Raw genomic sequence first — 10,700 nt, 5'->3', positions numbered from 1 at the left:
GCGCAACCCGCCGGCCGCGGTTGCCTGAACGAAACGGGCGTTGCGTCCAGTTCGCGGCGATCCACCGCAAACGCATCGAAAACGCATCGCAAACGCGATGCGAACGCGGGCCGGGCGATTTGTCACCACGCTGGCACGCGCCGCCGGTCACCGCGGCGGCACGCCGGGGCTCGCACCTGCGTCGGCGCCGTGTGAACCGAATCAGACTCCTGGGGGTTAGTGCAATGACGATTCGCAGATTGCCTCTCGTGATCGGACTCCTTGCCGTGCTGCCGCCGATGGCGGCGACCGGCGCCGCGCCGGCCGGCCCGGCGCTGTCCGATCCCTTCCGCGCGACGGCCGCCGACGGGTCCGGCCGCCGCCCGCTGCGCTCGCCGGAGGCGAGATTCGTGCCCGACCTGGGCCAGGTCCCGCAGGGCGACGTGCAGGCCGACTGGCAGGCGCTCGGCCCGTACGGCGGCGACGTCGCCGACGTGGCCGCCTCGCCGACCACGCCGGGCGTGCTGCTGGCCGGCATCGCCTCGGCCGCCGGCGGCGGCACCCTGTACCGCTCGACCGACGACGCGGCGAGCTGGTCGCGCGTCGCCGCGCTGGCCGGCCTGGGCGTCCACGACGTCGAGTTCGGCAGCGGCGGCGCCGTTTTCGTAGCGACCGACAGCGGCGTGTGGAGCAGCAGCGACGACGGCGCCAACTGGACGCGCCGCGACCTCGGCATCGGCCCGAACCAGCAGGTGCTCGACGTCGCGCTCGATCCCGGCAATGCGGCGGTGATCTGGGCCGCCGTCGCCGACGCGCAGGGCCTGCAGGGCGCCAACGTGGTCAAGTCCACCGACGGCGGCGCGACCTGGAGCGACGTGACGCCGCCGCACGCGCCGATGAGCGGCTACGCGATCGCCGTCGATCCGGCCGATCCGGACACCGTGGCGGCCGTGTTCGGCGGCGCGTTCGGCGGCGGCGAGGCATGGGTCAGCCAGGACGGCGGCGCCAGCTGGACCGACCGTTCCGCCGGTCTGCCCGGCAATCCGGTGCGCGCCGTCGAATTCGCCGGCTCGCGCCTGCTGGTCGGCGGCGGCCAGCTGTTCGGCTCGGCCTATCTCGGCCTGTACGGCTCCGACGACCTCGGCGCGAACTGGACGCGCCTGGACGACGCCGGCTGGCCGCTGGCGGTGGTGACCGCGATCGCGGTCGATCCGGCCGATCCGCAGACGATCCTGGTCAGCACCGACGGCGCCGGGGTCAACCGCAGCGCCGACGGCGGCGCCACCTGGGAAACCGCGATCGGCGGCACGCAGCAGCTGTCGGCGCAGTCGCTGCGCTTCGCGCCGGCCTCGTCGGCGCAGCTGCTGCTCGGCGCCAGCTCGCTCGGCGTGTACCGTTCGTCGGACGGCGGCGACGCGTTCGCCTCCGCCTCGACCGGCATCTCCGAATTCAATCTCTATGCGATCGACACCAGTCCGGCCGACGCGAACCAGCTTGCGGTCGCGTTCCAGAGCAACAACGCCGGCGGCCTGCTGACCTCGTCCGACGGCGGCGTCACCTGGACGGCGGCGACGGCGCCGGCCACGCGCTACAGCGCGGTGCGCTTCGCGCCGGACGGCACGCTGTACGCGCTGTCGACCGGCCCTTCGACGGTGGCGCCGGAAGGCCTGTACCGGCGCGAGAGCGACGGCAGCTGGACCAGCCTCGGCCCGGACCAGGGCGACCTGTACGAATCCGATCTCTACGGCATCGGCTTCAGCACGGACGACGCGGACCTGATCCTGCTCGGCGGCGGCGACTTCGGCGTGGCCGGCTGGGCCAGCACCGTGTGGCGTTCGGCCGACCGCGGCGCCACCTGGGAAAAGCGCTACATGGGTGCCGACAACGACAAGGTGGTCGACCTGCAGTTCGTGCCCGGCAGCGCCGGCGCACAGATCGTCGGCGCCTACGACGGCTTCGATTCCGCGCAGGCCGGCGGCGCGGTGCGCTCGACCGACGGCGGCCTGAACTGGGAGCCGGCCCTGAACGGCCTGCCGGCGTTCGCGCGCCTGGGCCGCCTGTGCGCGTCCGCTGCCACGCCCGGCGAGGTGTACCTGTCGATGTACGACTCCTGGAGCAGCGGCGCGGTCTACACCAGCGGCGACGCCGGTGGCAGCTGGACCTCGACCGGCTGGGCCGGCATGCCGGTGCGCGACATCGCCTGCGATCAGGACACCGCGCAGGGCCTGTACATCGCGCTCGAAGGCGACGTGCGCGTGCAGCACTCCGGCGACGGCGGAGCGACCTTCGTGCGCTTCTCCGCCGGCCTCGACGCCGCCGGCATGCCGGCCGAGCTGGCGCCGTCGAAGACCGGCGCGCCGCTGCTGTACTACGCCGGCTCGCAGGGCGGTTTCGTCAGCGTGCGCGACGGCGGCGTCACCGATCGCGTCTTCGCCGACGGCTTCGATTGACGCTCGCGATGGAGGCCGTGCTGGCGCGTCACGCGGCCTGGCGCGGGCTCGCGCAGACCACGGCGCCGGGGCATGACCCGGCGCTCTGGTCAGCCCCGCGCGAGGACATTACCCTCGCGCGGGTGAGTCAGCGCCTGCGGTTCCACCATTTCGAGATCGATCTCGCCGCGCGCGAGTTGCGGGACGGCGGGCGCCTGCTGCAGCTGTCGCCGAAGATCTTCGACTGCATCGCCTACCTGCTCGACAACCGCGAGCGCGCGGTCGGCCGCGACGAGCTGATGGCGGCGGTGTGGGGCAGGGCCGATACCGCCGACAGCCAGCTCGGCCAGGCGATGCTGAAGGCGCGCCGCGCGCTCGGCGATTCGGGCGAGGCGCAGCACACCATCCGCACCGTCGCCGGCTTCGGCTACCGCTGGATCGCCGATGTGCACGAGGTCGAGGTCGCGGCCGAGCCGCCGCCGCCCGCTCAGGCCGCCGCGCCGGTGCCGCCGGCGCCCGAGCCGGACACCGGCGCCGCGCCCGCGGCCGTCACCCGGGAAACGCGCAGCGGGCGCAGGCACTGGTTCGCCGCCGCCGCCGTGGCGGCCGTCGCCGCGGTCGTGCTCTCGTCCGCTTTCTGGGCGTGGCGCCAGCCGCACCCGGCGCCGCCGCCGGAACGCGTCGTGGCCGCGGCGCCGGCGAGCGCGCCCGACACGCTGGTGGTGCTGCCGGCCCGCGTCGACGCGGACGAGGAGTTCTCCTGGCTGCGGCTGGGCATGATGGAATTCGTCGCGGCGCGCCTGCGCGCGGCCGGGCGCACCGTCGCGCCGAGCGAGAACGTCGTCTCGGCGCTGCGCGCCGGCGACGCGGCGCAGCTGCCGGAAACGATCCGCGCGGCGCTCAAGCCGCGCTATCTGGTCGTGCCGCACGCGCGCCGCACCGACCACGGCTGGACCGTCGGCCTCGAATTGCAGGATCGCGACAAGGCCGCCCGCGAAGTCACCGCCAGCGGCGAGGACGCGATCGCGGCCGCGCGCGCGGCCAGCGAACGCCTGCTCGACGTGATCGGCCGCCTGTCGCCCGCCGCAGTGGCGGAGGCGGCCGCGCTGCCGTCGGAGGAACTGCTGTCGCGCATCGACGCGGCCCTGCTCGCCGACGATCTGGACGGTGCGCGGCGCCTGCTGCAGTCGGCGCCGCCGGAACAGCGCGCCGCACCGGAACTGCGTCTGCGCCTGGCCCAGGTCGAGGCCGGCGCCGGCCGCTTCGACGTCGCCGAGGCGGACCTGCGGCGCCTGCTCGCCGAGGTGCCGCCGGAAACCGATCCGGTGCTGCGCGCGAGCATCGCCAGCAGCCGCGGCGCGATGCTGGTGCGGCTCGGCCGCGCGGCCGAGGCCGAAGCGGTGCTCGACTCGTCGATGGAAACGCTCGAAAGCCGCAGCGAACCGGCGCTGCTCGGCAAGAGCCACATGCGCCGCGGCGTGGCGCGCGCGCTGCAGGGCAAGGCCGACGCGGCGATGGCCGACTTCGCGCAGGCGCGCATCGCGCTGCAGCTGGCCGGCGACGCGCTCGGGCTGGCGCAGGTCGAATTGAACGAAGGCGCGCTCAGCGGCGTGCGCAACCATCCCGGCGACGCGCTGGAAAGTTTCCGCCGCGCCGAACGCCAGTTCGAGCGCTTCGGCATTTCCAGCGAGCTGGTGACCTCGATGGCTAACCAGGTGGTCGCGCACCGCGTGCTGCTGCAGCCCGGGCAGGGTCTGGAAGTCAGCCAGCGCAGCCTGGCCCTGCTCGGCCGCCTGCCGAGCCCGGACCTGGAACATCTGCTCAAGCTGCGCCGCGCGCAGGCTCTGGCCGACAACGGCCGCTGGAGCGACGCCGAGATGCAGCTGGGCGAACTGGCGCGCGGCATCGATCCGGCGCGCGAGGCCGAACTCGCCGCGCTGACCGCCAACGAGCGCGCCCTGCTCGAACTGGCGCGCGGCCGTGCAGCGGAGGCGTACGCTCTGACCGAACCGACCGCGGAAAAGCTGACCGCGCCCGAATTCGACAGCGCGCGCTCGGAAGCGTGGTTTCTCGCCATCCGCGCGCTGCACGCGCAGGAGCGCGTCGCCGAAGCGGGTGCGCTGACCCGACGTTACGCGGCGTGGGCCGCGCCGTCGGGCAACACCACCTTCGTCATCCACGCACGCCTGGCCGAGGCCGAGCAGGCCGCCGCCGAGCGCCGCTACGCCGAAGCCGACCGCGCCTACGAAGACGCGCTGCGCGCCGCCAACGCGCAGAACGTGCCGGCCGACATCGCCGACGTGGCCGAGTCCTGGGCCGGTTCGCTGATCGCGCGCGGCGAGCTGATCCGCGCGGCGCCGGTGGTCGGCCAGATCGCGCGCTACGCCGAGCACGATTTCGGCAGCGCGCTGCTGCAGGTGCGGCTCTACCACGCGCTCGGCCAGGGCGAGGCCTGGCGCAGCGCGCTCGACCGCGCCCGCGCACTGGCGATGGAGCGCGCGATCCCGCCCGAACTGGTCAAGCCGCCGGCGGCGGTGCGCATCGGCAACGCCACGGTCGGCGTCGGCAACTGAGCGGACTGCCGATGGCGGGCGGCGGCGGGAAGCGTGCTTCGCTTTTCCGCCGGCGAGGAAGGGCCGAACGCAGGCGAAGTGCCGCATTCCGACGTTCCCTCACCCGAGTCGCGTCGCGACTCGACCTCTCCCGCAAGCGGGAGAGGTGAATGCTTTGCGCTCGTCTGCGATGACTCGTCTGCGTTGGGCGGAATGGTTTTCTCCCTCTCCCGCGTGCGGGAGAGGGCCGGGGTGAGGGGCGGGCGGAGCAGACGGTCGCGTGCGTATTCGCAAGCGCCGGTCCGGTCGCTACCATCGGCGCGCCTCGATCCGGAGTCCCGCCGATGTCCGACACCCCTGCCGCCACCACGCGAGGCTTCCGCTACTACGACCTGCTCGTCGGCGGCATGGTCGCGGTGCTGCTCTGCTCGAACCTGATCGGCCCGGCCAAGGTCGGCTCGGTCACGCTGCCGCTGCTCGGCGCGCTGAGCTTCGGCGTCGGCAACCTGTTCTTCCCGGTCAGCTACATCTTCGGCGACGTGCTGACCGAGGTGTACGGCTACTCGCGCGCGCGCCGCGCGATCTGGGCCGGCTTCGGCGGGCTGCTGTTCGCCAGCTTCATGACCTGGGTCATCCTGGTCATGCCGCCCAGCCCGGGCGAGCCGTACAACGCGCAGCTGCAGCCGGCGCTCGAGATCGTGTTCGGCTCCACCTGGCGCATCGTGCTCGCCTCGATGGTCGCCTACTGGCTCGGCGACTTCGCCAATTCCTACGTGATGGCGAAGATGAAGCTGTGGACGCAGGGCCGCTGGTTATGGACGCGCACGATCGGCTCGACCGTGGTCGGCCAGGGCTTGGACAGCCTGACGTTCTATCCGATCGCCTTCGCCGGCATCTGGGAAGGCGAGACGATCCTGAAGGTGATCGCCTTCAACTGGACGATGAAGGTGCTGGTGGAGATCGTCTTCACGCCGGTGACCTACGCGGTGGTCGGCTTCCTCAAGCGCCGCGAGGGCGTGGACGTGTACGACCGCGGCACGCACTTCACGCCGTTCAGCCTGCGCGACGAGGGCGAGCGGCGCGCGCTGAACTGAGCGCTTCAGGCCGCGGCGGCAGCCGGCGCGATCACCGCGCGCCGGCGCTGCTCGCGGCGCAGCAGCCACAGGCACAGCAGCGCCTGGAAGCTCACGGTCGCCACCGACAGGTACCACAGCTGCCGCAGCTCGAAGCCCGGCCGCGAGGACAGCCACAGCGCGGGAACCGCGGTGAGCACCACGCGCGTCGCGCTCGCGTACAGCGAGGGCAGGGTGTCGCCGAAGGCCTGGAACATGCCGGCGCAGCTGAAGATCAGGCCCTGCGCGACGAAATTCCACGAGATGATGCGCAGGAACTCGGCACCGACCGCGACCACTTCCGCGTCGGCGGTGAAGCCGCGCACCAGCAGTTCGGGCTTCCACTGGCACAGCAGGGTCAGGGCGAGCATCAGCGCGCTGCCGATCAGCGCGGCGTGGCGGAACGTCTCGCGTACGCGCTGCAGCAGGCCGGCGCCGAAGTTCTGCCCGGCCAGCGGCGCGACCGCGAAGGCGATCGCCATCGCCGGCAGGAACACCGCCTGCATGACGCGCGAGCCGACGCCGAAGCCGGCCTGCGCGTGCGCGCCGAACGAGCGGATCAGCCAGTAGATCAGGGCGATGTAGAGGAACATGATCGCGAACTCGCCGCCCGGCGGCAGGCCGATGCGCAGGATGCGCTTCCAGGTCGGCGGATGCAGGCGCAGCAGCTGCGCGTCGAAGCCGACGTATTTCTCCAGCCGCACGAAGTACAGCGCCATCATCACCACGCCGGCGGCCACCGCGATCGAGCTGGCCAGCGCCGCGCCGGCGACGCCGAACGGCTTGCCGGTCAGCCAGCCGGCGGTGAGGATCGGCGCGAGCAGCGCGTTCAGCACCACCGTCAGCACCTGCACCACCATGCCCGGCTTGGCCAGGCCGGTGCCGCGCAGCGCCGAGCCCATCGCGATCAGGGCGAACTGCAGCGCCATGCCGGGCAGGAACCAGTGCAGATACGTGGTTCCGGCGGCGCGCGTGGCCTCGTCGGCACTGAGCGCGCGCGTGTATTCGCCCGCCGCGGCGTAGCCGATCACCAGAGTCAGCACCGCGAGCAGCGCGGCCAGCAGCAGGCTCTGGTTGAAGACCAGGTTCGCGTCGGCGCGGTCCTTGCGGCCGACTGCCTGTGCGATCAGCGCCATCGCGCCGACGCCGAGCACCTGGCTGAGCGCCATCACGACGAACATCACGTTGCCGGCGGTGGCGACGCCGGCGATCGCCGCGTCGCCGATCTGCGCGACGAAGTACAGGTCGACCAGCACGTACAGGGTCTGGAACAGCATGCCGATGGCGATCGGCGCGGCGAGCCGGAGCAGGTGGCCGGTGATGGAGCCCGTGGTCAGGTCGCGCATGACGGCATCGGCGAGGCGAGGGGCGCGCAGTGTGCACCGAAGCGGCGCGATTGTCTGCGCCGTTTCCGCCGCGGCGAAGCGTCCGCACGCTTGCGCGCGGCGGCGATCGTCCCCAGATGGATCGCTCCGATCGCCAGGAGCGCCCGCGTGGTTCCATTCTCCGTGCTCGACCTCGCGCCCGTCTGCGAAGGCGGCGACGCCGCGCAGTCGTTCCGCAATACGCTCGACCTCGCCCGCCACGCCGAACGCCTCGGCTATCTGCGCTACTGGCTCGCCGAGCACCACAACATGCCCGGCATCGCCAGCGCGGCGACCGCCGTGCTGATCGGCCACGTCGCCGGCGGCACTTCGACGATCCGCGTCGGCTCGGGCGGCGTGATGCTGCCCAACCACGCGCCGCTGCAGGTGGCCGAGCAGTTCGGCACGCTGGCCTCGCTGTATCCGGGCCGCATCGACCTGGGCCTGGGCCGCGCGCCGGGCACCGACCAGGCCACGGCGCGCGCGCTGCGCCGCTACTTCGACAGCGCCGAGGCGTTCCCCAACGACGTGATCGAGCTGCTCGGCTATTTCGAGCCCGCGCAGCCCGGCCAGCCGGTGCGCGCCGTGCCCGGCGCCGGCATCGAGGTGCCGGTGTGGCTGCTCGGCTCGAGCCTGTTCAGCGCGCGCCTGGCCGCCGCGCTCGGCCTGCCGTTCGCGTTCGCCTCGCACTTCGCGCCGGACGCGATGACGCAGGCGCTGGACCTGTACCGGCGCGAGTTCCGGCCGTCCGCGCGCCTGGCGCAGCCGTACGCGATGCTCGCGCTGAACGTCGTCGCCGCCGACACCGATGGCGAGGCGCGCCGCCTGTTCACCACGCTGCAGCAGGCCTTCACCAACCTGCGCCGCGGCCGGCCGGGGCTGATCCCGGCGCCGATCGACGACATCGAGGGCTACTGGACGCCGACCGAGAAGTTCGGTGTCGAGCAGGCGCTGGCCTGCTCGGTCGTCGGCGCGCCGGACACGGTCGAGCGCGGTATCGCCGAATTCCTCGGGCGCTTCCGTCCGGACGAGCTGATGCTGACGGCGAACATCTTCGATCACGCCGCGCGGGTGCGCTCGTTCGAGATCGCCGCGGCCGTGCGCGAGCGGCTGGCGCGCGCGGGCTGACTCCACGCGGCCGGTCGCCGCGATTTCCTCGTGCGTGGCGGGATGGCGCACCGTTTGGCGTAACAATCGGCGACCAGGTTGCACGACGGGAGATCAGGTCGTGTCATCCGGGGCAGGGAGCGCCGTCGTCGTGGCGGAGATCGGGTGGCGCTCGCGCCGCCGTCGTCACGGCCATTCACCGTGCGCCGGGGGCGTGCGGACGGTGAAGCACTGCGCATTCACTCACCGGAACGGGGCGGGAGGGGTGGAAGGTGGTCTTCAACTCGCTGACCTTCGCCGTCTTCTTCGCGGCCGTCCTGCTGCTGCACAACCTGCCGCTGGCGTGGCGCACGCGGAAGATCAACCTGCTGATCGCCAGCTACGTCTTCTACGCCGCGTGGAATCCGCCGTTCGTGATCCTGCTGTGGGTCTCGACCGTGGTCGACTGGTGGGCGGCGAAGAAGCTCGTCGACGCGCAGCGGCCGGTCGCGCGGCACGCCTGGATGCTGCTGTCGGTCGTCGCCAACCTGGGCATGCTCGGCTATTTCAAGTACGGCGGCTTCCTGCTGGAGAATTTCGGCGCGCTGATGGCCGCGCTCGGCGTCGTCTACCGGCCGCCGTCGCTCGACATCGTGCTGCCGGTCGGCATCTCGTTCTATACGTTCGCGACGATGTCGTACACACTCGACATCTACCTGCGCCGCGCGCAGCCGGCGCGCAGCTTCCTCGACTACGCGCTGTTCGTGACGTTCTTCCCGCATCTGGTCGCCGGCCCGATCATGCGGCCGACCGAGCTGGTGCCGCAGTTCGAGACGCCGCGGCGCGCCAGCGCGAACCAGCTGGCCTTCGGTCTGGCGCTGATGACCCTGGGCCTGTTCCAGAAGGTCGTGCTCGCCGACGGCTTTCTCGCCGGGCCGGTGGAAGCGGTCTACGACGGCACGAAGATTCCCGGCGCGCTCGACGCGTGGGCGGCGACGCTGGCCTTCAGAGGGCAGATCTTCTGCGACTTCGCCGGCTACTCGACCACCGCGATCGGCGCGGCGATGTGCCTGGGCTTCGCGATGCCGGACAACTTCCGCTTTCCGTACGCCGCGATCGGCTTTTCGGATTTCTGGAAGCGCTGGCACATCACCTTGTCGGCCTGGCTGCGCGACTACCTGTACATCCCGCTCGGCGGCAACCGGCAAGGCGAGGCGCGCACGTATCTGGCGCTGATGGCGACGATGCTGCTCGGCGGCCTGTGGCACGGCGCCAGCTGGACCTTCGTCGTCTGGGGCGGCCTGCACGGCATCTACCTCGTCGCCGAGCGCCTCCTGCGCAGGCGTTTTGGCGGCTGGCATCCGGACCCGCCGGCGTCGTTCGCCCTCGGCATGCTCACCTTCGCGCTGATCAACCTGACCTGGGTGTTCTTCCGCGCCAAGACCTTCGGCGGTGCCTGGCTGGTGCTCGAGGGCATGTTCGGGCTCAACGCGAAGGCGGTGCCGATCCTGCCGGCGGTGGACCTGATCGCGGTGGCGGTCATCGTCGGCGGCATCGTCGCCGCGCATTGGCTGATGCGCGAGCGCACGCTGGAAACGCTGCTCGAGCGGGTTCCGGCGCCGCTGCTGGGCGCGATCTGGGCATGCCTGGCTTTCGCCATCGTCATCGAGCAGGGCAGTGGCAGTGCGTTCATCTATTTCCAGTTCTGAGGAGACCTCCATGAGCGGATTGGGTGTGACGGGCAGGTGGGTGGCGATCGGTCTGGCGGGCGCGTTCGCGTTCGCGCCGGCGCGGGCGGCGGACGAGGCCCGCAACGAACTGATCCGCATCCAGAACGAATGGGCAGCGGCGCGGGTCAAGCCCGACATCGCGTATCTGGAGCGGCTCTATGCCAGGGAGTTCCGCGTGCAGAACATCGCCGGCTCCGTGGTGAGCCGCGAGGCCGACATCGACGTGTTCGCCTCGGGCAAGCTCAAGCCCGACTTCGTGCGCGACGAGGACATGGACGTGAGCCTCTACGGCGACACCGCCGTCGTGACCGGGGTGGAAAACGTCGGCGGCACCTACAAGGGGAACTACGACGAGATGGCGATCCGCTTCACCAACGTGTTCGTGCGTCGCGACGGCCGCTGGCAGCTGGTCGTGCACCAGGGCACGCGGGTGCCGAAGAAGCCGTAG

The 10,700-nt window shown here is 72.0% G+C and carries 7 protein-coding genes; 6 read left to right on the top strand and 1 reads right to left on the bottom strand.

The window, feature by feature from the left end:
- Nucleotides 1-248: 248 nt before the first annotated feature.
- From ACFO6Q_RS08630 to ACFO6Q_RS08620, 3 genes are all read left to right on the top strand, one after another.
- A complete protein-coding gene (locus ACFO6Q_RS08630; RefSeq protein WP_380020235.1) occupies nt 249-2,429 on the top strand; it encodes a WD40/YVTN/BNR-like repeat-containing protein in 2,181 nt (726 codons plus the stop codon).
- Nucleotides 2,426-4,981: a winged helix-turn-helix domain-containing protein gene (locus tag ACFO6Q_RS08625; RefSeq protein ID WP_380020234.1), complete on the top strand. Its 2,556-nt coding sequence runs from the start codon at nt 2,426-2,428 to the stop codon at nt 4,979-4,981. Before ACFO6Q_RS08630 ends, ACFO6Q_RS08625 begins: the two co-directional genes overlap by 4 nt.
- A 323-nt stretch (nt 4,982-5,304) precedes the next feature.
- Entirely contained in the window at nt 5,305-6,054 is a 750-nt protein-coding gene (locus ACFO6Q_RS08620) for a queuosine precursor transporter (protein ID WP_380020233.1), read from the top strand.
- Between the two features lie 5 nt (nt 6,055-6,059).
- On the opposite strand, the gene ACFO6Q_RS08615 is transcribed toward ACFO6Q_RS08620, so the two are convergent.
- Nucleotides 6,060-7,418: an MATE family efflux transporter gene (locus ACFO6Q_RS08615; RefSeq protein WP_380020232.1), complete on the bottom strand. Its 1,359-nt coding sequence runs from the start codon at nt 7,416-7,418 to the stop codon at nt 6,060-6,062.
- A 147-nt stretch (nt 7,419-7,565) separates the two neighbouring features.
- Between ACFO6Q_RS08615 and ACFO6Q_RS08610 the strand changes: the two genes are divergently transcribed.
- The 3 genes from ACFO6Q_RS08610 (at nt 7,566) to ACFO6Q_RS08600 (ending at nt 10,700) form a co-directional block, all read left to right on the top strand.
- The gene (locus ACFO6Q_RS08610) at nt 7,566-8,564 is read left to right on the top strand and encodes an LLM class flavin-dependent oxidoreductase (protein ID WP_380020231.1); all 999 of its coding nucleotides are present in this window, start codon (nt 7,566-7,568) and stop codon (nt 8,562-8,564) included.
- Nucleotides 8,565-8,815: 251 nt separating this feature from the next.
- On the top strand, nt 8,816-10,231 hold the full coding sequence (locus tag ACFO6Q_RS08605; RefSeq protein WP_380020230.1) for an MBOAT family O-acyltransferase: 1,416 nt from the start codon (nt 8,816-8,818) through the stop codon (nt 10,229-10,231).
- A gap of 10 nt (nt 10,232-10,241) precedes the next feature.
- A complete protein-coding gene (locus ACFO6Q_RS08600; RefSeq protein ID WP_380020229.1) occupies nt 10,242-10,700 on the top strand; it encodes a nuclear transport factor 2 family protein in 459 nt (152 codons plus the stop codon).

The sequence above is a fragment of the Dokdonella ginsengisoli genome (assembly GCF_042652785.1).
GTDB classification, from domain to species: domain Bacteria; phylum Pseudomonadota; class Gammaproteobacteria; order Xanthomonadales; family Rhodanobacteraceae; genus Dokdonella_A; species Dokdonella_A ginsengisoli.
The sequence above is the reverse complement of the archived record's forward strand: the minus strand, read 5'-3'. Positions and strand labels throughout refer to the sequence as shown.